We start from the raw sequence: 23,622 nt of genomic DNA on the forward strand, positions 1-23,622 counted from the left end.
GTCGCGCGGGATCAGGCGCCGCGGTACGCCTGCTTGTAGACGCGCTCGGTGCCGTCGGGCGCGGTGACCTCGATGGTCGCCGTGCCGGCCTTGATGGGCTTGAAGACGGTCACGGTCTTGACCGTGAACGACTGGCCGGGCTTGACCGTCTTCTTCGTCTTGCTGCCGTACGCCGTCGTGATCTCGATCGAGACCGTCTCGTCGCCGTTGTTCACCGCCGACACCGTCAGCGTCCGCACGACGGCGAGGCGCTTGGTGGAGGCGGTGGTCGCGACGTCGATGACCGTGACGGGCTCGGGCTCCGGGTCCGTCTGGGTCTCGGGCAGGTCGAGGCCGACGACGACCGGGTCGTGGTCGCTGGAGCGGTACGCCGAGGTGTCGTAGAAGATCGTCGCGTTGTAGTCGTAGCGGCTGTACTCCAGTGCCACGGACTCGCCGCTGTTGATGTTCCAGGTGTCGACCCCGGTGACCGTCCTGTCGGCCGCGGGCGAGGCGAAGACGTGATCCAGCGAGCCGACCGCGCCGTCGAACGAGTACGAGTACTTGCCGTCCTTCGCACCCTGGTCGATGTAGCCGGCGTCGGTGATCACCTTCACCGGGTCCTCCTTCGAGTAGGCGTTGAAGTCGCCCAGCAGGTAGACGAGCTCGGTGGCCTTCTCGGTGCGGAGGCGGTCGGCGAAGGCGACGAGGGCGGTCGCCTGCTTCACGCGCGAGGCGTTCGAGGCGCCCTGGCCGTCGCCCTGGTCGGCGTCGGCGCCGGATCCGGAGCCCTTCGACTTGAAGTGGTTCACGATCGCGACGAACTCGCTGGCGCTGTCGCCGAGGAGGCGGAACTCCTGGGCGAGGGGCTTGCGGGCGTTCGAGAAGTTCACCGTGTCGTTGAGCACGACGGACTCGCCGACCGGCTCGATGACGGCCTTCTTGTAGATGAAGGCGGTGCGGATGACGTCCTCGTCCGCGAGCGCGGGGAGCGCTGCGGGGGAGGGTACGTAGGCCCAGACCTCGGAGCCGGCCGCCGTGTTCAGCGCGGCGGTCAGGGTGGCGAGGGCCTCGTCGCGCGGCTTGCCGAACTTGGCCGAGTTCTCGATCTCCTCGAGCGAGACGACGCCCGCGCCGAGGGTGTTGATCGCGGTCACGATCTTGGCCTGCTGGCGCTCGAGGTCATCGGCGTTCGCCGCTCCGCGGGCGTCGCAGCCGCTGTTGACCGTGACGGGGTCGCCGTCGCGGTCGGTGTAGAAGGTGCAGCCGGTGATCGAGTCGCCGGTGGTGGAGAAGTAGTTGAGCACGTTGAAGGACGCGATCGAGAGGTCGCCGCCGACGGCCTCGGGCTTCGCGGTCCGGGTGTTCGCGAAGGTCGCGGGCTGCACGTCGCCGGCGTTCTCGACGGTCAGCTGCGTGGTGGGCTGGAAGGCCCAGCCGCCGTTGCGGTAGTCGAGGACGACGGGGCGGGTGAAGGTCGCCGGAGCACCCACGCGGATCGGCGCGGTGGTGGTGAGGTAGGGCAGCGGGATCGCCTTGTTCGCGGCGGCGCCGAGGAAGTTGATCGAGGCGCCGTCGTCGAGGGTGATCGCGCGGGCGGCGTTGTCGGCGACGACGGCCGCGAGCTCCGGCGAGCCGGGGCGGGCGACCTCGGTCGGCGTGAGCAGCGGGGACGTGCCGGCGGCGAGGCCGACCGAGCCGAAGCTGTTCAGGTCGAAGGTGTCGGTGACCGTGTAGGCGCCCTGCGGAGCGATCAGCATGCTCTCGAGCACCTCGCGCTCGGCGGCGGTGCGGGGGAGCGCGACGGCGGCCGGGACCGGCGCTGCGGCGGCGTCGTCGAGCTTCACGACGGTCGCGGCCGAGGTCGGGGTGAGCTCGGTCAGGCCGTTGTACTCGCTCACCTCGCCGGTGATGCGCAGGTGGTCGCCGATCGCGACCGACCCGACGGAGGCGGAGGAGAAGACGAAGACGGCGTCGGAGGCCGTGCGCGAGCTCTCGCCGCCGGTGCCGGGGGTCTGGATGACGTAGCCGTTGTAGCCGCCGGACGGGTAGCGCGCGGTGACGACGCCGGAGGTGGTGACGGTGCTGCCGACGAGCGGCGACGCGTCGCCGGTGCCCTGGATCTCCGCGATGGAGACGGCCGGGATCTCGGCCGGCGGGGTGGTCGGCGGGGTAGTCGTCGGCGGCGTCGTGGGCTCGGGCTCGGATCCTCCGCCCGCGGCCTGCGGGGTCGGTGCGCCGAGCGCGAAGTCGGCCGAGTTGACGTCGGTGTCGCCGGTGGCGGTGTCTGCGCGGGCGATCGTCTGGGTGAGGGAGGGCACCGTGGCGACGGACGACTCGAAGGTGTTCGAGGTGCCGTAGCCGACGAGGTCGATCACCGCGTCCGGCTGGGCGGCGGCGCCGGTGGGCGGCGCCACGAGCGCCGAGGTCCCGTCGACGAGGAAGAGGGTGCCGCCCGCGGCGGCCATGTTGAGGCCGTTCGCGCTCTGGTCGGGCGTCGGCAGGGCCGCGCCGTTGGTGCCGTTGCTGGCGCCGGCGAGCAGGAAGTGGCCGCCGGCGGGCACCGAGCCGGTGAGCGGCACGGTCGTGGTGGGGTTCGCGGTGCCGGTCGCCGAGCGGTACTGGATCGAGAGGCCGCCGAGGGCGATCTCGGCGGCGGTGGGGTTGTAGAGCTCCACGTAGCGGTTGCTGAACGCGGCACCGGCGGAGCCTCCGCGGGCGAAGACCTCGCTGATGACGAGCTCGTCGCCCGAGGGCGCGGCCGCGGCGGAGGTCGCGACCAGCGGAGCGGCCGCCAGGGCCAGTCCGGTCAGGGCCGCCAGGCCGAGCCCGCGCCTCCGGCGGCGGTCGGGCGGGGTGGGAGAGTCGGGCATGGTGGTCCTCTCGATCGCCGCTCGGAAGAGCGGTCGCAGCGTCGTCGCCGCGCGGCGCGGCCGGCGCACCCCCGGAAGGGGCACGCATGGTCACGCTATGCAGTGCGGGTGCCCGGCCTGTGAACCGGACGTTTCATGAACGTAAACTCATCCACCGACATCGGGGCGCGCGGGTGCCGCTCGCGGCGCGTTCGCGGCTTCGCGGGCCACACTCGTCGGATGATCTCCTTCGAGCTGGCCCGTGCCCTGCGCACGGCGGGCGTGCGCTGGACGCCCCGCACCGGTGACCGCTTCCGCATCGAGCGGGAGGGCTTCGACGGCGACGTCTTCACCGTCAGCGACATGACCATCGAGGCGCACGAGTACCCGAGCGGGACCGTCCTCGGCTTCAACGGCACCACGGAATGGGCGCTCGACTCCGTCTCCCTGGAGGACTCGCTCTGGCTGCCGCGGGAGGACCAGCTGCGCGAGCTCCTCCGCGGGACCTTCCGCTCCCTCCGTCGCCTCGCCGAGCCGGAGACGCGGTTCGCCGTCGAGGTCGAGCTCGGCGGCCGGGCGCGGACCTTCGAGGACGCGGCGGCCGAGAACGCCTACGCGGAGGCGCTGCTCGCGCTGGTCAGCTCGGTCGCGGTCGACCTCGACGACGTGGACGAGCTGGACGCGGCCGACGAGCCCGACCGGGCGGCCGAGCGGGCCTGAGGCTCCGTCTGACCCCGACCCTCCGCATCCGGCGGGGCTAGGACGCCGCCTTCTCCGCCGCCGCGGTCTTCTTCGGGGTCCGCTTCTTCGCAGGCGCGTCGGCGCCCTTCTCCGTGTCGGCCTTCTTCGCCGCGGGCTTCTTCTTCGCGGCGGTCGTCGCCGGAGCCTTCGCCGCCTTCTTCGGGGCGGGCTTCGTCGCGGCCTTCTTCTCGGCGGGAGCCTCCTCCGCCGGCGCGCCCTTCGCCCCGCGGCTGCGCTCGACCGAGCGCTTGAGCGCCTCCATCAGGTCGAGCACCTCGCCGCCGCCCTCCTCCTCCGGCGCCTCGCCGAAGGTCGCGGCGGTGTCGAGGGCGTCGCCCTGCTCGATCTTGGCGTCGATCAGCGTGCGCAGCTCCTCCTGGTACGCGTCGTGGAACTTCGCGGCGTCGAAGTCCTCGGAGTAGGAGTCGACCAGGTGCGCCGACATCTCGAGCTCGCGCGCCGCGATCCGGGTGCTGCCCTCCAGCGACGGGAACTCGACCTCCCGCACCTCGTCCGCCCAGAGCAGGGTCTGCAGCATCAGGAGCTTGCCGCGCACGCGCAGCGCGGCGAGGCGGGTCTTCTGCCGCAGCGCGAACTCGACGATCGCGGTGCGGTCCGTCTGCTCGAGGGTGCGGCGCAGCAGGACGTAGGCCTTGGGGGAGGAGGAGTCGGGCTCCAGGATGTAGGCGCGGTCGAACATGATCGGGTCGACCTGCTCGCTGGGCACGAACTGCACGACGTCGATCTCGCGGTCGCGCTCCTCCGGCAGCGCCTTGAGCTCGTCCTTGGACAGGACCACGGTGCGCTCGCCGTCGTCGTAGGCCTTGTCGATGTGGTCGAAGGTGACGACCTCGCCGCAGATCTCGCACTTGCGCTGATACCGGATCCGCCCGCCGTCCTTGTCGTGGACCTGGTGCAGCGGGATGTCGTGGTCCTCGGTCGCGCTGTAGATCTTCACCGGCACGTTGACCAGGCCGAAGGTGATCGCGCCCTTCCAGATGGCTCGCATGCGCCCAGTGAACACCGTGTCCCCCGGCCGCCGGAAGCCCTGTCGGACGCGAGGGAGCCCCCGACCGTCGAAGGGACCCGCTGCAGCGGGTGGTCTCGACGGTCCGGGGTCCCCCCAGGGCGGAACGACGGTGCCGTCCGGTCGTCGCGCGGGGCGACGGCCGGACGGCACCGGGGCGGTGGCGGCTAGGCGCGCTCGGCGCGCCGGCGGCGCAGCGCGGCGAGCAGGAGCCCGCCGACGCCGCCGGTGATCAGCAGTCCGCCGAGGCCCAGCGGCAGGCCGACGTCGGCTCCCGTCGAGGCCAGGGGCGGGCGGCCGCCGGGGTGCGGCGCCACGGCGGTCGGCGTGCTGCTCGGGGTGGGAGCGGCCGTCGGCGCGGTGGTGGGCGCGGTCGTCGGGGCGACGGTCGGCTGCGCGGTCGGAGCGACGGTCGGCTCGGCGGTCGGGGCCACGGTGGGCTCCGGCGTCGGGGTCGGCGTGGTCGGGTCCTTCTCGGCGTCGATCGCGGAGGTGTCCGCGGCGAACGAGGCGGTCACGAAGGCGATGGCCTTCGACGTGATGCCGAGCGCCTCCTGGTTGATGTTGTCGATGTCGTCGGCGGCGGAGTGGTAGTTCGGGTCGTGCGTGATGCCGGCGGTGCCGCCGAACAGCGCGACCTCCTCCTCCGTCTTGACGTCGTCGGCGCCGGTGAAGACGCCCGAGGACGGGATGCCGACCGAGATGAAGCCGTCGTAGTCGCTGCGTCCGTCGAACGCGGTGTCGATCCAGGGCTGGTCGATCGAGTCGAAGTAGTCGGTGAACGCCTTCTCGGTCGCGATCGAGCCGGCGGGCACGTCCACGGGGGCCTCGTAGGTGGACTGGTCCGCGTCGTAGACGGAGATCACGTAGTTCGGCGAGGCGACCATGTCGAAGTTCATGTAGGTCGCGATCTTCGAGGCGTCCTCCTCCGTCAGGGAGTCGACGTAGGTGTAGGAGCCGACCAGGCCCACCTCCTCGGCGCCCCACCAGGCGAAGCGGACCGCGTTGGTCGTGTCGCCCGCGGCGGCCAGCTGCACGGCCGTCTCGAGCAGCGTCGCGGATCCGGAGCCGTTGTCGTTGATGCCGGGGCCGGCGGGCACGCTGTCGAGGTGCGCGCCGAGCATGACCACGTTGTCGTGGTCGCCGCCCGGGGTCTCCGTGACGATGTTGAAGGTCTCCACCTCGGTCGTCGTCTGGTCGATGAGGACCGAGACGCTCGCGGGGAGTGACGCCAGCAGCGCCTGACCCTCGGCCTGCGTGACGCCGACGCCGGGGACGGCGGCCTCGTCCTGTCCGCCGAACGTCCCGTTGAGGGCGTCGCTCGGCGCGTTGTCGTAGATGATGATCGCGGCGGCGCCGGCGGCACCGGCGGCGACCGACTTCTCGAGGAAGCTGCAGGAGCCGCGGCTGACGAGCGCGACCTTCCCGGTGGCGTCGAGGCCGGTCCAGGCGTCCGTGGTGCAGCCGAGCGGATCGACGGGGGCGATGAGCTCACCGGTCACGCCGCCCTCGGGCGTCGACGGAGTGAACTCCATCGGGGTGCCGACGGCGCCGGTCCCGGTGGTCAGCGTGAACGCGTCGATCGTCTGCGTCGCGGTGGTGAAGTCCTGGCGCTGCGTCGTGTAGCCGGCGCCCGCGAGGACCTTCTCCACGTACTCGCCGCTCAGCTCGTAGCCCGGGGTGCCGATCGCGCGGGTGCCGCCGTTGGCGTCCGCGATCGACTGGAGCGCCTCCAGGTGGGTCATGATGCCGTCGACCGTGACGGTGTCGGCGAAGTCGACCGGCTCGACGGCGCTCGCCGTCGGCGCGAAGGCGAAGCCGGCGACGAGGGCGCCCGCTCCGATCATCGCGCTCGAGCCGATCAGCGAGCGGCGTCGGCGGCCGCTCGGGGTGTTCGTGGTGGTTCGCGCCACTGGGGCTCCCTCTCCTCGAGAACGGGCCGCCGCGTCGGCGGCCCCGACGCGCACCTCCCGAAGACTGGGAGGGGATCGCGTCCTCTGCGAGGGTATTCACAGGAAACGGTGCGGCCCAGTCCCCCCTGCCAGATTTCATCCGGACGAAACACGGACCGGGCCGGCGGGTCGGTCAGGCTGTCGCCGGGCTCTCGGCCCACTCGCGGAGCATCGCGAGCGTCTCCTCCGGACGGTCGCGGTGGGGGCTGTGACCTGCGCCGGCCACGACCGCGTACCGGATGCGCGGATTCGCGCGCAGCACCAGGGCGGCGAGGGAGGGAGGGAGCAGCGTCTCGACCTGCGGATCGCCGGCCAGCACGAGGACCGGCGGGCGGAGGCCCGGCAGGTCCGCCAGCAGGTCCCACGGATCGTTGTCGTCGATCGTCGCCGCCACCGCGGCCGGATCGGCGGCCCGCACCGCGGCGAGCTTCTCGGCCCGGTCCCGCTCGTCCCAGAGCGGCTGCGCGACAGCGAGCTCCTCGGCCGAGACCACGAGACCGGCGAGCTCGCCCGCGCGGACGGCGGCCCGCTGCTCCGGGGCGAGCCGGAGCACCGGGTCCAGCAGCGCCAGGCGCCCCGCCCAGCCGGACTCGCGGGCGGCGGCGCGCACCGCGACCGCTCCGCCGAGCGAGTGCCCGACGACGAGGTCGAACGGTCCCCGCGCGAGGGCGTCGTCGGCGTAGGCGTCGTGGCGGGCGGAGCCGCCGCGCGGCCCGTCGCCGTGTCCGCGCAGGTCGGGAGCGGAGACGCTCCAGCCCGCCGCGGTCAGCTCGCGGCTCAGCCGCCACCAGGTGCGGCCCGAGCCGCCCAGGCCGTGCAGGAGCAGGACCCTGCCCGCCGTCATCGCCGGAGCCTCAGTCGAAGCGCGGGTCGCGGCCGGTGCGCTCACCGGTCGCGAGCCCGGCGATCGCGGCGAGGTCCTCGTCGTCGAGGGCGAAGCCGAAGACGTCCAGGTTCTCGCGGATCCGCTCCGGCGTCACCGACTTCGGGATCACGACGACGCCGAGCTGCACGTGCCAGCGCAGCACCGCCTGCGCCGGCGAGACGCCGTGCTTCGCGGCGACGCGGGCCAGGGCAGGCTCGTCGAGGAGGCGCCCGCGTGCCAGCGGCGACCAGGCCTCGGTGACGATCCCGTGGGCGGTGTCGAAGGCGCGCAGCTCCTCCTGGGGCAGCCGCGGGTGCAGCTCGACCTGGTTGATCGCGGGCACCACTCCCGTCTCGTCGAGCAGGCGCTGCACGTGCTCCTCGGCGAAGTTCGAGACGCCGATCGAGCGGGCCCGCCCCTCGCTCTGCAGGCGCTCGAGGGCACGGTAGGTGTCGACGTAGCGGTCGCGCGAGGGGATCGGCCAGTGCACGAGGTAGAGGTCGACGTAGTCGGTGCCGAGCAGCTCGAGGCTCCGGTCGAAGGCGGCGAGGGTCTCGTCGAAGCCGTGGTCGTCGTTCCAGACCTTGGTCGTCACGAAGACCTGCTCGCGGGGGAGGCCGCTCGCGCGGATCCCCTCGCCGACTCCGCGCTCGTTGCCGTAGAGGGTGGCGGTGTCGACGTGCCGGTAGCCGGCCTCCAGGGCGACGGCGACCGTGCGGGCCGCCTCCTCGTCGCCGATCTTGTAGACGCCGAGCCCGAGCTGGGGGATCGCGCGGCCGTCGTTGAGGGGGATCAGGGGGACGCTCATGCCTCCCATGCTGGCACGCGCCTCAGACGCTCCAGTCGAGCTCGCCGTGCGGTCCCACGTGCACGTCGTCCTCGATCAGCGCCGCGAGACCGGCCACCCCGAAGAGGAGGCGTCGCTCGGCGCGCTCCGCGTCGCTGCGCTCGTCGATGCCGCGCGCGGCGAAGTGCACGTCGTGGCCCGCCTGCAGGCCCTCGACGCCGAGCCGGCCGCGGAGCGCGCGCACGGGGCGCCGGCCGATGCCGAGTCCGCGCCAGAGGGAGCCCGTCTCGAGGACCACCGCCGTCTCGGAGGCGACGACCCCGTGCTGCTCGCGGTGCGCGGTGAGCTGCCACCCGTAGCCGAGGTGGTGCAGGCGGGTCGAGTGCGGGCCGCGCCAGGCGTGCGAGGACTCCTCGCGGCGGAAGTAGACGGGACTCGGGCGGAAGGACCCCTGCCAGAGCGCGGCGGCGAGCTCCGTGCACCACTCCGGGGTCTCCGGATCGGACCAGGGGTCGAGGAGGTCGGTCCGGGCGGCGGCGCGCCGGTGCTCGCGCACCAGCTCCTCCGCGTCCTCCCGCAGTCCCATGCCGTCCCCTCGTCGTCGTGGGCCTTCACCCTAGGGTGCCCGACAGGCGCGGGACAACCGGGGTGGCGGCCTAGGAGGGCAGCGTGACCGGCTCGGTGTCGGGCAGCGGGCTGGCGTCGCGCCCGCGGAGATCCGGGTGGTAACGGCGGCCGAGCAGGGGCACCAGGAAGCCGACCAGGGCGAAGGCGGCGGCGACGACGATGGCGGCGGTCGGCCCGGCCTGGTCGATCTGCACGCCGGCGATCGCGGAGCCCAGCGCCGCGCCGATCAGCTGACCGGTGCCGACCCAGCCGTAGGCCTCCGCCGTGTCCGAGAAGCGCACGCTCGAGGCGGTGATCGCGAACAGAGCCGCGAGAGCGGGGGCGATGCCGATGCCCGCGAGGAACAGCGTGACGCACAGCCACCAGAAGTCGGTCGAGACCGCCGCCAGACCCATGCCGACCGTGACGATCAGCATCCGTCGCGCGGTCGCCCACCGGCTGATCGGGATGTGGCCGAGGGCGAGGCCGCCGACCAGGGACCCCGCCGCGAACACGGCGAGCACGACGCCCGACTCGACTCCGCCCTCGCCGAACACCGCGACCACGCCCGCCTCGACCGCCGAGCAGGCGCCGATGAGGAGGAAGCCGACGACCGTGGCCAGCAGCACCGGGGGCTTCGTGAGCACCACGCCGAGGCGGCGCTTCGAGCGCGGGATGCGGACGCGGCCCACCTCGGGCGAGGCGATGAACCAGATCCCGCCGCCGATCAGGAACGCGGCGGCGGTCAGGATGCCCGCGACCGTCGACACCTGGATCGACACGAGCGTCGCCAGCACCGGGCCGAGCACCCAGATGATCTCCTGCGCGGAGGCGTCGAGCGAGAAGAGCGGGGTCAGCTGCGAGCTGGTGACCATCTTGGGGTAGATGGTCCGCACGGCGGGCTGCACCGGCGGCATGCTCAGGCCGGCGACGAACCCGATCACGACGAACTGCCACACCTCGAGCGGGAGCACGGCCATCGCGATGATCGCGCCCGCGCAGACCACGAGGGTGATCGTCAGCACGCGGCGCATTCCGAGCCGCCCCATCAGGCGGCTGGTCAGCGGCCCGGCGATGGCCTGCCCGATCGACATCGAGCCGAGCACCAGGCCGGCGGCGGCGTAGGAGTGGTGCACCCGCTCCACGTGCAGGAGGAACGCCAGCGAGAGCATGCCGAACGGGAAGCGCGCGGTCAGCTGCGCGAGGATGATGCGCCCCACCCCGGGGGTCTTCAGGAGATCGGTGTAGCTGCCCACCGGACGACACTAGCGCTCCGGAGGGGACTGCGGTTCGTCGAGGGAGACCGCTGCCCGAGGGCCCCTCGACGGGTCGCGGTTCCCTCGGCGGAGGGGCGCGTCAGCCGGCCAGCACCTTGCGGATCCGCTGCAGCGACACGCTCTCGGCGGTGCCGAGCGACTGCGCGAAGAAGCTCACCCGCAGCTCCTCGATCATCCAGCGGGCGCGCGCGATCCGCTCCGGGGCGTGCGCGGGCAGCGGCACGACGCCGCCTGCCGAGCGGTAGAGCTCCTGGGCCGCCTGCACCTCGTTCAGCCAGACGCGGTCGCGCCCGACGTTCTCGGCGATCTTTCCGAAGCGCTCGGTGATCCCGCCGAGGTAGCGCGGGAGGTGCCGCAGCCGCTCCACTCCGGTCGCCGAGACGAAGCCCGGGTAGACCAGACCGGAGAGCTGCTCCCGCGCATCCGTGAGGGCGGGCAGGAGCGCCATGCTCGTCGAGGCCTTGAGCGCCTTCTCGACGCCCCGGGCGGTGGTGAGGATCGTCGTGACCGTCTTCACGGTCTCGAACATCGCGTCCATGACGCTCGCCGAGACCCGGTCGCGCACGGCGTCGAACTCGGCGCGGAGGAAGAGCATCCCGTCGGGCTTCATCCGCCAGAGGACCGCGTCGACGCAGGCGAGCAGGCAGTCGGTGAAGAGCGCGGTCGTGTTCTGGTACGGGCTCTGCGCGAGCACGAGCTTCTCGTTCGAGGTGAGGTGCTGCTGCACGTAGGCGACGGGGCTCGGCGTCGCGAGCAGGAGGAGGCGGCGGACGCCTCTCGGGTGCTCGCGCGCCTGGTCCTCGGCCGTGGCGAGCAGGCGGATCGAGACAGAGTCGCCGTCGTCGATCAGGGCGGGGTAGGCGCGGATGGTGTTCCCGCCCTGCCGGGTGTCGGTGACGCGGGGCAGCTCCGGCATGTCCCAGGTCTTCAGACCCCGGCGCTCGAGCGCGTCGGGGACCCGGGCCTCGACCACGCGGGCGACCTCGTCGCGGACCCGACCGCGCAGGCGCTCGGCCAGCGGGGCGAGCTCCTTGCCGGCGGCGATCGTGCGCCCCCGCTCGTCGGCGACGGCGAAGGTGACCCGCAGGTGCGAGGGGATGCGCTCGAGGTCGAAGTCCTCGGGCTGCACCACCACGCCGGCCTCGCGGCGGATCGCTCCGGCCAGGGTCGCCGCGAACGACTCCGTCGGCGGATTCGGCACGTCGTGCGGCAGGGACGCGGTGAGCTTGCGCGCCCAGTCGTTCGCGGGCACCACGTTCCGGCGCAGGTGCTTGGGCAGCGCCTTGATCATCGCGGTGACCAGCTCGGCCCGGAGCCCCGGCACGAGCCAGTCGAAGCCGAGGGGCGTCACGCGGGGCAGGAGGGCGAGCGGCACGTGCACCGTCACTCCGTCCTCCTCCGTCCCCGGCTCGAACCGGTACGAGAGGCGGAAGCGCTGGTCGGCCTGGCGCCACTGCGTGGGGAACGCGGTCTCGTCGATCTGCTCCGCGTCCTCGGGGAGGAGCGTCTCCTGCGTCATCGTCAGCAGGTCGGGCTCGTCGTGCTGGGTCGTCCGCCACCAGGAGTCGAACGAGCGCACCGAGGTGATGTCGCGGGGGAGTCGGCGGTCGTAGAAGTCGAACACGGCCTCGTCGTCGACGAGCAGGTCGCGGCGGCGCGTGCGCTCCTCCAGCCGCTCGAGCTCGGCCCGCAGGGCCCGGTTCTTGCGGTCGAAGGCGTGGCGCGACTCCCACTCGCCCTCGACGAGGGCGTGCCGGATGAACAGCTCGCGGGCGTACGAGGCGTCGATCCGCGAGAACTGCACGCGGCGGCGGGCGATGATCGGCACGCCGTAGAGCGTGACCTTCTCGTAGGCGACGGCCGCGCCCTGCGCCTTCTCCCAGTGCGGCTCGCTGAACTGCCGCTTGACGAGGTCGCCCGCGATCGCCTCGGCCCAGGCCGGATCGATCGCGGCGTTCGAGCGGGCGAAGAGGCGGCTGGTCTCGACCAGCTCGGCGCTCATCACCGCGTCGGGGAGCTTCTTGGCCAGGGCGCTGCCGGGGAAGATCGAGAACTTCGCGTTGCGGGCGCCGATGTACTGCACGTTCTGGCGCTCGCGGCTCTTCGCCGCGCGCTGCGCCTGCTGCGAGGTGGTGTCCTTGATGCCCAAGTGCGAGAGCAGGCCGGCCAGGAGGCTCCGGTGGATCCCGTCGGGGTCGACCTTCGGCTCGCCCAGCTCGAGCTTGAGGGGGCGCGCGAGCTGGCGCAGCTGGCGGAACACGTCCTGCCACTCGCGCACGCGCAGGTAGTTGAGGTACTCGGCCTTGCACAGGCGCCGGAAGGCGCTCGAGGAGAGCTCCTCCTGCTTCTCCTCCACGTAGTTCCAGAGGTTCAGCAGGGTGAGGAAGTCGCTGGTGGGATCGACGAAGCGCGCGTGCTGCTGGTCGGCCTGCGCGCGGCGCTCGAGAGGGCGCTCGCGGACGTCCTGGATCGTGAGGCCCGCGACGATCGCCATCACCTCGCGGCTGACGCCGTGGCGGCGCGACTCGATCACCATCCGGCCGAAGCGCGGATCGATGGGGAGCCGCGCGAGGTCGCGCCCGATGCGCGTGAGCTGCGGCGCGGCCTCCGCCCCCTTGCGCGGGACGCCGCTCGAGTGCGCGCTCGGCGGCGTGCCGCGCACCGGAGCGGCGTCTCGCGGCGCGGCGGAGGGGGAGCCGGGGACGCGGAGGGCGCCGAGCTCCGTGAGCAGGTCGAGGCCGTCCTTGATGCCGCGGGAGTCGGGCGGAGTGAGGAACGGGAACGAGGCGATGTCGCCCAGTCCGAGCGAGATCATCTGCAGGATGACCGCGGCCAGGCCCGTGCGCAGGATCTCGGGATCGGTGTACTCGGGGCGGCGGAGGTAGTCCTCCTCGGAGTAGAGGCGGATCGCGATGCCCGCGCTGGTGCGGCCCGAGCGGCCGGAGCGCTGGTTCGCGGAGGCCTGCGACACCGCCTCGATCGGCAGCCGCTGCACCTTCGAGCGCGCGCTGTAGCGCGAGATGCGGGCCGTGCCGCCGTCGATCACGTAGCGGATCCCGGGGACGGTGAGACTCGTCTCCGCCACGTTGGTCGCGAGCACGACGCGGCGGCGGACGCCGGGGGTGCGCCCCTTCTCGAAGACGCGGTGCTGATCGGCCGCCGACAGGCGCCCGTAGAGGGGGAGCACCTCGGTGCCCGGCAGATTCCGGCCCCGGATGGCGTCCTCGGCGTCGCGGATCTCGTTCTCGCCCGAGAGGAACACCAGGACGTCGCCCGGATCCTCGCGCGCCAGCTCGGCCAGGGCGTCGGCGATGCCGGTCATCAGGTCGCGGCTGCCGCTCGTCGCGTCGGGGACGTCGGTGTCGTCGTCCTCCTCCGGCTCCTCGGCGACCAGCGGGCGGTAGCGGATCTCGACCGGGTAGGTGCGGCCGGAGACCTCGATGATCGGCGCGGGCTCGCCGGCGGCGTCGGCGAAGTGGGCCGCGAAGCTCTGCGGGTCGATCGTCGCCGAGGTGATGATCACCTTCAGGTCGGGGCGCTGCGGCAGCAGGCGGTGCAGGTAGCCCAGGAGGAAGTCGATGTTGAGGCTGCGCTCGTGCGCCTCGTCGATGATGATCGTGTCGTACCGGCTGAGCATCCGGTCGTGGTTCATCTCGTTGAGCAGGATGCCGTCGGTCATCAGCTTGATCCGCGTCGAGGCGGACGCCTTGTCGGTGAACCGGACCTGGTAGCCGACCAGCCCGCCGACCTCGTCGTCGAGCTCCTCCGCGATGCGCTCGGCGATGGTGCGCGCGGCGATGCGCCGGGGCTGCGTGTGCGCGATGCTCTCGCGGCCGAGCTCCAGGCAGATCTTCGGCAGCTGGGTCGTCTTGCCCGATCCGGTCGCGCCGGCGACGATGACCACCTGGTGGTCGCGGATCGCGGCGGCGATGTCCTCGCGCCGCGCCGACACGGGGAGTTCGGGCGGGTAGCGGATGCTGAGCACGTCTGACATGAGCCCTCCATCCTACGCCGCGTGCGACAATGCCCTGTCTCGTGAATCATCGCGGGCCACCCTGCCCGGTCGGGCGCTTTGGCGCCGGTCGACCGCGGCGCACGATCCCGTGGAGCACCCCGATGAATCCGCAGTCCCTGCTGGTCGTGCTGAACATCGTGCTGCTGCTCTTCGCGATCCGGGGCGTGCTGTCGAACCCGAGGCTCTCGAAGGTCGCGAAGGTCTCCTGGGTGGCGTTCATCGTGATCGCGCCGTTCATCGGCAGCCTCGCCTACCTGGCGGTGGGCCGTCGCGGCGGGAGCGGCGGAGGCGGCACGGTCGTGCGCGGCACGGAGCGGCCGTCGGGCTGGTTCTTCGAGCGCTGAGCGGCCGGGCGGGCCGGCGGCGGGGGAGACCCGCGGACCTCGGCGTCCCGCGGACCTCCTGACCCTCCGTCCCGCGGCAACCCCCTGACCGGAGGCTCCGCCCACGTCTAGCGTGGGGCGCATGGCCGATCGTCTGCGCTCCAGTGTCAGCCCCTACCTCCGCTCGCACGCGGACAATCCGGTCGACTGGTTCCCCTGGGGCGAGGAGGCGTTCGCCGAGGCGGTGCGCCGCGACGTCCCGGTGATGGTGTCGATCGGCTACTCCACCTGCCACTGGTGCCACGTGATGGCGCGGGAGTCGTTCTCGGATCCGGTGCTCGCCGCTCGGCTGAACGCGGACTTCGTCGCGGTGAAGGTCGACCGCGAGGAGCATCCGGACGTCGACACGGCCTACCTGACGGCCGCGAGCGCGTTCACCCGGCAGCTCGGCTGGCCGCTGACGGCCTTCGCCACCCCCGCCGGCGAGACCTTCTTCGCCGGCACCTACTTCCCGCCGCGCGCCGTCGGCGGCGTGCCCGCCTTCTCCGACGTCCTCGACGCGGTCTCGGAGGCGTGGCGGCTGCGGCGCGACGAGGTGCAGGCGACGGCGGGGGGCCTGGCCGCGGCCCTGCGCGAGGCGACCGCGGCGCTGCCCGCCGACTCCGCGCTGCCCGGCGACGCCGAGCTCGACGGCGCCGTCCGCGCACTCGCGGACGAGGAGGACCGGGTGCACGGCGGCTTCGGCGGCGCCCCGAAGTTCCCGGTGGCTCCCGTGCTCGGGTTCCTGGCCTCGCGGCCCTCGGGAGCGGCGCTCGCCGAGCGCACGCTGCTCGCGCTGGCCGCGTCCCCGCTCCGCGACCGCGACGGGGGCTTCTTCCGCTACGCGACGCAGGCCGACTGGAGCGATCCGCACTACGAGCGGATGCTGTACGACAACGCGCAGCTGCTCGACGTCGCGGCCGTCCTGCTCGGGCACGACGGCGCCCGGGTGGAGGAGCTGACCGGGATCGCGAAGGGCCTCGCCGCGTTCCTCCTGACCACTCTCGAGCGGCCGGGCGGCGGCTTCGCATCGGCGCAGGACTCGGAGAGCATCGTCGACGGCCAGCGCTCGGAGGGCGGCTACTACCTCGCCGAGGACCGGTCCCGCCTCGCGCCTCCCGCTCTCGACGAGAAGGTCGTCACCGGCTGGAACGGCCTGGCGATCCGCGCGCTCGCCCGCGCCGGACGCGTGCTCGGACGGGAGGAGTGGCTCGACGCCGCCCGGCGCGCGGCGGACGCGGTGCTGCAGCGGCACCTCGTCGACGGCCGCGTCGCGGTGCGCGCCTCCCTCGACGGTGCCGTCTCCGCGGCCCGCCCGGCGCTGGAGGACCTCGGGATGCTGGCCGGCGGGCTCCTCGAGCTCGCCCTGGCGGAGGGCCGCCCGCTCTACGCGGTCGCGGCGCGCACCCTGATCGACGGCGCGCTCGACGCGGCCGACGGCCCGCTGCCGTTCGCGCTGCCCGGGGGAGGGGACCCGGCGCTGACCGCGCGGGGACTCCTGCTCGCGGCCGACCCCTCCGAGGGCGCCTACCCCTCCGGCCTGTCGGCGACGGCGGACGCGGCGCACGAGCTGTACCTGCTCACCGGATCGCAGCGCTACCGGGAGGCGGCCGAGGCGGTCGTCGCCTCGATCGCTCCGGGCGCGGTCCGCCAGCCGATGGGCTTCGGCGCCGTGCTCGGGCTCGCTTCGCGGCTGGCTCGCCCGGTGCGGCAGATGGTCGTCGTAGGCCCCGGAGCGGCGGAGGCGGTGCAGGGCGCCCGGTCGGCCGGGATCGGCGTGCTGGTCGGCGTGTCCGACGAGGGCGCCCGGGACTGGGCGGACGCGGGCTTCGAGCTGTTCGAGGGGCGGATCTCGCGGGAGGGGCTGCCGACCGCCTACTCCTGCGAGGCCTTCGTCTGCGCCCTGCCGACGACCCGCCTCCCGGAGGAGCTGCTCACGCGGCCGTGACCACCAGCGGCGCCGCGGGGTCGGCGGCCCACTCGTTGAGCGAGCCGTCGTAGACGACCGCCGTGTGGACTCCGAGCACCGCCAGTGCGAGTGCATCGGCCGTCGCGGCGATCCCGCCCCCGCAGTAGAGGACGATCCGCTCGGCCTGGAGAGCGTCTCCGAACAGCGACCGCAGCCGCTCCGGCGGCAGGAGCGTGTTGTCGGCGCGGTCGACGAGCCGCCCGGCGGGGACGCTCCGCGAGCCCGGCAGGTGTCCGAGGCGGGGGCGGCGCCCCTCCTCCCCGGTGAACTCCTTCGGCGGGACCGCGCAGACCAGCGCCCCGGGAGCCTCGCCGCGCACAACCCTCTCGACGCCGGCCTTGTCGATCCAGAGCGGCCGCTCCTCGCGCACGCTGATGCCTCCGCTCACGGCGGGCTCGACGTGCCCCGTCTCGATCGGGCGCTCCTCCCGCCGCCAGGCCGGGAGCCCGCCGTCGAGCACCGCGACGGCGTCGTGCCCGGCCGAGCGCAGCAGCCACCACACGCGCGAGGCCCACTGGCCGACCGCGGAGTCGTACACGACGACCACCGAGTCGTCGTCGATGCCGAGCGCGGCGGTCGCGGCGGCGAAGCGCTCCGGGTCGAGCCGGGTGAAGGGCAGGGGAGCCGCCGGATCCGACAGCTGCTCGAGCAGGTCGCCGAACACGGCGCCGGGGACATGCCCCTCGAGGAGGTACTGCTCGTCGCCGCTGAGGTAGCCGGGCCGCCCGTCGAAGCCGGGCACGAGCAGCACGCTGGCGTCGACGACGACGAGGTGCTCGCGGCCGAGCTGGTCGGCGAGCCACTGGGTCGAGACGATCGGCCGGGCGAGGTACGGGACGGAGGAGGTGCTCACCCGCCCCACGCTAGGCGCGACCGCCGACATGTGCGCCCGCGTGCGTCACGCACGGTCACGGACGCCACGGGCGCTCAGCACTCGATGACGTTGACCGCGAGGCCGCCCTCGCTCGTCTCCTTGTACTTCGACGACATGTCGATGCCGGTCTGGCGCATCGTCTCGATGACCGCGTCGAGCGAGACGCGGTGGTCGCCGTCGCCGTGCAGCGCGAGGCGGGCTGCGCTCACCGCGGTGGAGGAGGCGATCGCGTTCCGCTCGATGCACGGGATCTGCACGAGGCCGCCGACCGGGTCGCAGGTCAGTCCGAGGTGGTGCTCCATCGCGATCTCGGCCGCGTTCTCGACCTGGCGCGGAGTGCCGCCGAGCACCGCGCAGAGCGCTCCGGCGGCCATCGCGCAGGCCGAGCCGACCTCGCCCTGGCAGCCCGCCTCCGCACCGGAGATCGAGGCGTTCGTCTTGCAGAGCGAGCCGATCGCGGTGGCGGTGAGGAGGAAGCGGCGCAGCCCCGCGCGGTCGGCGCCCGGGACGAAGCGGAGGTAGTAGTGCCCGACGGCGGGGATGATGCCCGCCGCTCCGTTCGTCGGAGCCGTCACGACGCGCCCGCCCGCGGCGTTCTCCTCGTTCACCGCGAGGGCGAAGGCGTGGAGCCACTCCACCGAGGTCGCGCGGGCGCGGTCGAGAGGGTCCTCCTCGAAGGCCTCGAGGCGCTCGCGCAGCACCGAGGCGCGGCGGCGGACGCCCAGGCCGCCCGGCAGCACGCCGTCGGTCGCCAGGCCGTGCTCGACGCAGGCGGCCATGGCGTCCCAGATCGCGTCGAGGCGGGCGTCGATGTCGACCCCGGGGTGCAGAGCGCGCTCGTTCGCGGCGGCGATCTCGGCGATGCCGGAGCGGGTCCGATCGCAGGTCGCCAGCAGGTCGAGCCCGGAGACGAAGGGGTAGGGGTGCGGGGCCAGCGCAGCCAGCTCGGCGCGTTCGCCCGCGCGCCGGATGAAACCGCCGCCGATCGAGTAGTAGGTCTCCTCCCACACCGGCAGCGCGTCGTCGCCGACCCAGACGCTGAAGGTGAGGGCGTTCGGGTGCTCCGGCAGCCTCGTGCGCGGCTCGAAGACGACATCGTCGCGCGTCATCGCGAGGCGCTGCTCGCCGGCCAGCAGGATCGTCCCCTCCGGGTCGAGGCGCTGCCATGCCCCGTGCACCAGCGCCGGGTCGCACGTCTCGGGGTCCAGGCCGGCGAGACCGGCGACCACCGCGTCGGGGGTGCCGTGGCCGATCCCGGTGGAGCCGAGCGAGCCGTAGAGGGTGCAGCCCACCCGGCTCACGCGGCCGAGGAGCCCGGCGTCGCGGATCCGCTCGGCGAGGGCGAGGGCGGCGCGCATCGGTCCGACGGTGTGCGAGCTGGACGGGCCGATCCCCACGCTGAACAGGTCGAGGACGGAGACGTAGGCGCTCATCCACCGAGACTACGCCGGGGCCGGCGGACTGCGCCGCCCGAGCCGCGCCCGCGACGAAGAGCCACGGAGATCCGGCGTCGACGAGGGTCTGCGGCGGGTCAGCGCAGCGTCTTGCGCGCCGAGATCTGGCCGGTGTCGAAGCCGAGCAGGTGCAGGCCGCCGTGGAAGCGGGCGTGCTCGACCTTGATGCAGCGGTCCATCACGACGGTCAGGCCCTTCGACTCGCCGTACTCGGCCGCCTCCTGGTTCCAGATCCCCAGCTGCACCCAGACCGTGGGCGCGCCGACGGCGAGGACGTCGTCGATCACGGCGGGGATGTCGCTCGCCTTGCGGAACACGTCGACGATGTCGGGCACGACCGGGAGCTCGGCGAGGCTGCGGTAGACCGGCTGCCCCAGGATCTCGGTGGCGTTCGGGTTCACGAAGTAGAGCTCGTAGTCGCTCGACTGCTGCAGGTAGGTGGCGACGAAGTAGGAGGAGCGGGCCGGGTTCGGCGAGGCGCCGACGATCGCCACGGTCCTTGCGCGGCGGAGGATGTCGAGTCGCCTGCGGGCGTCGGGGCCCACCCAGGTGCGCTGCGAGCGCAGCATCTTCGCCAGCGGCGAGTTCGCCGGGACCGAGCAGCTCAGCCCGTTGGACAGCTGGACGACCGTGTCGGCGGTGTCGGTGGTGCTCATGCTCAGACCTCCACGGCCGGGGTGTGCAGGGTGGTGGTCGTGTCCTCGGGGAGCTCGGTCGGAGTGTCGGGAGTGCCGTGCTCCTCGACCGCGCGGGCGAGCGCCTGGTCGAGATCGTAGATGATGTCGTCCGCGTCCTCGATGCCGACGGAGAGGCGGACGAGTCCGGGGAGGACGCCCGCGTGGAGGAGCTGGTCCTCGGTGAGCTGGGCGTGGGTGGTCGAGGCGGGGTGGATCACCAGCGTCTTGGCGTCGCCGATGTTGGCGAGGTGGCTGGCGAGGTCGACCGATTCGATGAAGGTCTGGCCGACGGCGCGGCCGCCCTTGACCACGAAGCTGAAGACCGAGCCCGGCCCCTTCGGCAGGTACTTCTGCGCACGGTCGTGGTGCGGGTGCGCGGGGAGCCCGGCCCAGTAGACCGCCTCGATGCGGGGGTCGGCGTCGAGCCACTCGGCGACGCGGCGCGCGTTGTCGACGTGCGCCTGGATCCGGTACGGCAGCGTCTCGACGCCCTGGGCGAGCAGGAACGCGGAGTGCGGAGCGAGGACCGGCCCGATGTCGCGCAGCTGCTCCGCGCGCAGGCGCGTGAGGAAGCCGTACTCCCCGAAGTTGCCGTCCCACGACAGGTCTCCGTAGGAGGCGACCGGGTCGTGCAGCAGCGGGAACTTCTCGGGGGAGTAGTGGAAGCGCCCCGACTCGACGACGACGCCGCCGAGCGTGGTGCCGTGTCCGCCGAGGAACTTGGTGGCCGAGTGGATGACGATGTCGGCGCCCCACTCGATCGGGCGGACGAGGTAGGGCGTGGCGACCGTGGAGTCGATGATCAGCGGGATGCCGGCGGCGTGCGCGACCGCGGCGAGGCCCTCGATGTCGGCGATCTCGCCGGAGGGGTTCGCGATCGTCTCGGCGTAGAGAACCTTGGTCTTCTCGGTGATCGCCGCCGCGTAGTCGGCCGGGTCGCTCGAGCGGACGAAGGTGGTGTCCACTCCGAAGCGGCGGAGCGTGACGTCGAGCTGGGTGATCGATCCGCCGTAGAGGTTGGCGGAGGACACCACGTGGTCGCCCGCGCCGACGAGCGCCGCGAAGGTGATGAACTGCGCCGAGAGCCCGGAGGCCGTGGCGACGGCGCCGAGGCCGCCCTCGAGGCTCGCGACGCGCTCCTCGAAGGAGGCGACCGTGGGGTTCGACAGGCGCGAGTAGACGTTGCCGTACTTCTGCAGCGCGAAGCGGGCCGCGGCGTCGGAGGTGTCGTCGAAGACGAAGGCGCTGGTCTGGTAGATCGGCAGAGCGCGGGCGCCCGTCACCGCGTCGGGGATGTTGCCCGCGTGGATCGCACGCGTCTTGAAGCCGTACTCACGATCTGCCATGCGATCGACGCTAGCGGGAGCCGCCGACACCGCCGCGCCGGAGCGACGCATCGCGTAACAGAGCGGCCCCGCAGTGCAGAGCGACCGTGCGCGACAGAGCGGTCGAGCGGATCGGAGCGCCGATCAGAGCGCCAGCTGCACCGCGGCCAGTCCCATCGCCGCGATCGCCGCCCACGACACCAGGGCGACGAGGAGAGCACGCCACCCCGTCGTCACGAGCGCGCGCACCCGGACGGCGCTGCCGAGCGCGAAGAGGGCCGCGGCGAGGAGCCAGGTCTGTGCGGTGTCGGCGGCGGCGAGCAGTCCCTCCGGCAGGGGGAGGAGCGTGCGCAGCAGCACCGCGGCGAGGAACCCGACCACGAACAGCGGCACGATCGCCGGGCGCGTCCCGCCGGTCCCGCCTCGGCGCCTCGTGACCGCCGCCGCCACCGCGACCATCGGCGCCAGCATGACCACTCGGGTGAGCTTCACCACGACCGCCACGGCCAGCGCCGACGCTCCGGCCACCTGGGCCGTCGCCACGACCTGGCCCACGTCGTGGACCGAGGCGCCGACCCAGTGCCCGAACTGCACGTCGGAGAGCCCGAGCGGCTGCTGCAGTGCGGGGAGCACCGCGATCGCGAGCGTGCCGCAGAGCGTCACCAGCGCGACCGGCGTCGCCTGCTCCTGCTCTTTCGCCCGGGTCGCTCCGGCCATCGCGCCGATCGCCGAGGCCCCGCAGATCGAGAAGCCCGCCGCGAGCAGCAGCGGCTCCTGCCCGGGCAGCCGGAGCACCCGGCCCAGCGCCCAGGTCAGGCCGAAGGTGGCCAGGACGATCCCGACCACGACCAGGATCGCGCCCCAGCCCAGCGCAGCGATGTCGATCAGAGAGAGCTTCAGCCCGAGCAGGACGATGCCGGCACGCATCAGCGAGCGGGACGAGAACTTCAGGCCCGGCGCCAGCGCCCCGCTCAGCAGGGGGCGCGCCGCGGGCAGCTGCGCCACGAGGATCCCGAGCGCGACCGCCGCGGTCAGCATCGGCACTGCCGGCACCGTCGCGTGCAGCAGGGCCGCGATCACCGCCGCGACGGCGCAGGCCGCGACTCCCGGGCCCAGCCGCCGGATCAGACCCACGAGGGCAGCCACATGTGGGCCTGCCAGAAGGTGAAGGACGTCTGCGCGCCGATCCAGAGCGGCAGGAAGTAGGCCGTCAGCGCGGCCGCCGCCACCGCGAAGACGAGCACCACGAGGACGCCCCGGGTGCGCCGCCTCCGCTCGTCGCCCGGACTCCCGATCACGATCCCGGCCGTCAGCGCCAGCGCCAGCATCATGTAGGGCTCGAAGACGACGCAGTAGAACTGGAACACCGTGCGGTCGAGGTAGAGCAGCCACGGCAGGTAGCCCGCGACGATCCCCATCAGCACGAAGCCGGCGCGCCACTCCCGGTACCGCGCGAGCCGGTAGAGGAGGTACACCAGCGCCAGGACTCCGGCGTACCAGATGAGCGGATTGGCGACCGAGGTGATCGCCTCGTCGCAGCGTGCGGCGGTGCAGCCGTCGACGCCCGTCGCCTGGTCGACGAAGTACATGCTGGTCGGTCGGAGCATGAGCAGCCAGGTGAGCGGGTTCGCCTCGTAGGGGTGCGAGGCCCGCAGGTTGATCGAGTAGTCGTACATCTGCACGTGGTAGTGCCAGAGGCTCTGCGCCCAGTCCGGCACCCACGCGAGAGCCCCGGTCCAGGCGTTGCCGGGGGCCTCCGACGCCCACTGCCGGGCCCATCCGCCGGAGGTGCGCAGCCAGCCCGTCCAGGTGACGAGGTAGGCGATCAGGGCGATCGGCACGACCAGGAGGAAGGTGACCGGACCCTGCTTGAGGATCGCGCCGCTGCCCCAGAACGGCACGCCCGCACGGCGCCGCATCAGCGCGTCGACGACCACCGCGTACACGCCGTACGCCGCGAGGAAGTAGACGCCCGTCCACTTCACGCCCGCGGCCAGGCCGAAGAGCACGCCGGCCGCGAGCAGCCAGGGCCGCCACCACAGGACCGGCCCCCAGCTCGGCAGCACTCCCGCCTCCACCTTCCGCGCCAGCTGCAGCTCGGCCCAGCGCCGGTCCAGCAGCACCGCCGCGACCCCGCAGAGCGCGACGAACATCAGGATCCCGTCCAGGAGCGACACCCGCGACATCACGATCGCGTGGCCGTCGAGCGCGAGCATCAGCCCCGCGAAGGAGGACAGGAGGGTGGAGCGGAACAGGAGGCGGCCGATCACGATCACCAGCGCGACGGCGAGGATCCCCACGACGGCGGTCGCGACGCGCCAGCCGACGCTGTCGTCCGCGCCGAACACGCCCATCCCGAGCCCGATGATCCACTTGCCCAGCGGCGGATGCACCACGAAGGACGGCGCCCCCGTGTAGGTGTCCACGTCGCCGGCCGCGAAGCCGGGGTCCGGGTTCTCGGGCCAGGCGCCCTCGAACCCGAGGTTCCAGAGGGTCCAGGCGTCCTTCACGTAGAAGGTCTCGTCGAACACGAGCGAGCGCGGGTGGCCGAGGTTCCACAGCCGCAGCACGGCGGCCAGTGCGACCACCAGCAGCGGCAGTCCGAGCTCGTACAGCCGGCGGCGCGCGGGGGAGGCGACGAGCCGGGCGTGCAGGTCGTCGAACCAGGAGCCGCGCGGCACGTCCGGGAGCGGGGTGCGCTCGCGTGGTGCGGACGCCTCGGCGGGCTCCACCGGGACCGAGCGCGCCGATCCCGCCGCGTCCAGGAGCAGGTCGTCGAAGTCGCGCTGCGGTCGGTCCGTCACCCGGCCATGCTAACGGGGCGCCTCCTCCCGGGACGGCGGCGATCCGCGGCGGGAGG

The 23,622-nt window shown here is 73.1% G+C and carries 17 protein-coding genes; 3 read left to right on the forward strand and 14 right to left on the reverse strand.

Going from position 1 to position 23,622, the window contains the following annotated elements:
* Positions 1-11: 11 nt before the first annotated feature.
* On the reverse strand, positions 12-2,852 hold the full coding sequence (locus tag C5C69_RS07375; protein WP_104233706.1) for an ExeM/NucH family extracellular endonuclease: 2,841 nt from the start codon (positions 2,850-2,852) through the stop codon (positions 12-14).
* A 219-nt stretch (positions 2,853-3,071) separates the two neighbouring features.
* On the opposite strand from C5C69_RS07375, the gene C5C69_RS07380 reads away from it, so the two are divergent.
* Positions 3,072-3,551, forward strand: coding sequence for a pilus assembly protein CpaE (locus C5C69_RS07380; protein ID WP_244229602.1), 480 nt, complete (start codon positions 3,072-3,074; stop codon positions 3,549-3,551).
* A gap of 37 nt (positions 3,552-3,588) precedes the next feature.
* Here C5C69_RS07380 and C5C69_RS07385 read toward each other — a convergent pair whose 3' ends face one another.
* The 7 genes from C5C69_RS07385 to hrpA form a co-directional block, all read right to left on the reverse strand.
* Positions 3,589-4,581, reverse strand: coding sequence for a Ku protein (locus C5C69_RS07385; RefSeq protein WP_104233705.1), 993 nt, complete (start codon positions 4,579-4,581; stop codon positions 3,589-3,591).
* 185 nt (positions 4,582-4,766) lie between these two features.
* On the reverse strand, positions 4,767-6,512 hold the full coding sequence (locus C5C69_RS07390; protein ID WP_104233704.1) for a M28 family peptidase: 1,746 nt from the start codon (positions 6,510-6,512) through the stop codon (positions 4,767-4,769).
* 172 nt (positions 6,513-6,684) lie between these two features.
* Entirely contained in the window at positions 6,685-7,395 is a 711-nt protein-coding gene (locus C5C69_RS07395) for an alpha/beta fold hydrolase (protein ID WP_146083615.1), read from the reverse strand.
* A 10-nt stretch (positions 7,396-7,405) separates the two neighbouring features.
* The gene (locus tag C5C69_RS07400; protein WP_104226933.1) at positions 7,406-8,224 is read right to left on the reverse strand and encodes an aldo/keto reductase; all 819 of its coding nucleotides are present in this window, start codon (positions 8,222-8,224) and stop codon (positions 7,406-7,408) included.
* Between the two features lie 22 nt (positions 8,225-8,246).
* Positions 8,247-8,789 (reverse strand): hypothetical protein, encoded by a 543-nt coding sequence (locus C5C69_RS07405; RefSeq protein WP_104233702.1) that lies wholly within the window; start codon positions 8,787-8,789, stop codon positions 8,247-8,249.
* Between the two features lie 70 nt (positions 8,790-8,859).
* A complete protein-coding gene (locus C5C69_RS07410) occupies positions 8,860-10,065 on the reverse strand; it encodes an MFS transporter (RefSeq protein WP_104222308.1) in 1,206 nt (401 codons plus the stop codon).
* A gap of 100 nt (positions 10,066-10,165) precedes the next feature.
* Positions 10,166-14,080: an ATP-dependent RNA helicase HrpA gene (gene hrpA, locus C5C69_RS07415; protein WP_104257652.1), complete on the reverse strand. Its 3,915-nt coding sequence runs from the start codon at positions 14,078-14,080 to the stop codon at positions 10,166-10,168.
* A 122-nt stretch (positions 14,081-14,202) separates the two neighbouring features.
* Between hrpA and C5C69_RS07420 the strand changes: the two genes are divergently transcribed.
* Complete coding sequence (locus tag C5C69_RS07420) at positions 14,203-14,445, forward strand: PLDc N-terminal domain-containing protein (RefSeq protein WP_160033960.1); 243 nt, start codon at positions 14,203-14,205, stop codon at positions 14,443-14,445.
* 121 nt (positions 14,446-14,566) lie between these two features.
* Complete coding sequence (locus tag C5C69_RS07425) at positions 14,567-16,411, forward strand: thioredoxin domain-containing protein (RefSeq protein WP_104257654.1); 1,845 nt, start codon at positions 14,567-14,569, stop codon at positions 16,409-16,411.
* Here the strand turns inward: C5C69_RS07425 and C5C69_RS07430 are convergent.
* From C5C69_RS07430 to C5C69_RS07455, 6 genes are all read right to left on the reverse strand, one after another.
* Positions 16,398-17,285 carry a sulfurtransferase gene (locus C5C69_RS07430; protein WP_181127038.1) on the reverse strand — a complete coding sequence of 296 codons (888 nt, stop codon included), beginning with the start codon at positions 17,283-17,285 and terminating at the stop codon, positions 16,398-16,400. The two genes, C5C69_RS07425 and C5C69_RS07430, sit on opposite strands and share 14 nt — an antisense overlap.
* Before the next feature lie 74 nt (positions 17,286-17,359).
* On the reverse strand, positions 17,360-18,739 hold the full coding sequence (locus tag C5C69_RS07435) for an L-serine ammonia-lyase (RefSeq protein WP_104257656.1): 1,380 nt from the start codon (positions 18,737-18,739) through the stop codon (positions 17,360-17,362).
* 98 nt (positions 18,740-18,837) lie between these two features.
* Positions 18,838-19,416 (reverse strand): CoA-binding protein, encoded by a 579-nt coding sequence (locus C5C69_RS07440; RefSeq protein ID WP_104233696.1) that lies wholly within the window; start codon positions 19,414-19,416, stop codon positions 18,838-18,840.
* A gap of 2 nt (positions 19,417-19,418) precedes the next feature.
* A complete protein-coding gene (locus tag C5C69_RS07445; RefSeq protein WP_104247355.1) occupies positions 19,419-20,783 on the reverse strand; it encodes an O-acetylhomoserine aminocarboxypropyltransferase/cysteine synthase family protein in 1,365 nt (454 codons plus the stop codon).
* Positions 20,784-20,906: 123 nt separating this feature from the next.
* Positions 20,907-21,896 (reverse strand): YeiH family protein, encoded by a 990-nt coding sequence (locus C5C69_RS07450; protein ID WP_258062883.1) that lies wholly within the window; start codon positions 21,894-21,896, stop codon positions 20,907-20,909.
* Positions 21,887-23,566 (reverse strand): dolichyl-phosphate-mannose--protein mannosyltransferase, encoded by a 1,680-nt coding sequence (locus C5C69_RS07455; RefSeq protein WP_258065117.1) that lies wholly within the window; start codon positions 23,564-23,566, stop codon positions 21,887-21,889. Before C5C69_RS07455 ends, C5C69_RS07450 begins: the two co-directional genes overlap by 10 nt.
* Between the last annotated feature and the right edge of the window lie 56 nt (positions 23,567-23,622).

The organism is Rathayibacter sp. AY1C7 (genome assembly GCF_002931865.1).
Taxonomy (GTDB): Bacteria; Actinomycetota; Actinomycetes; order Actinomycetales; family Microbacteriaceae; genus Rathayibacter.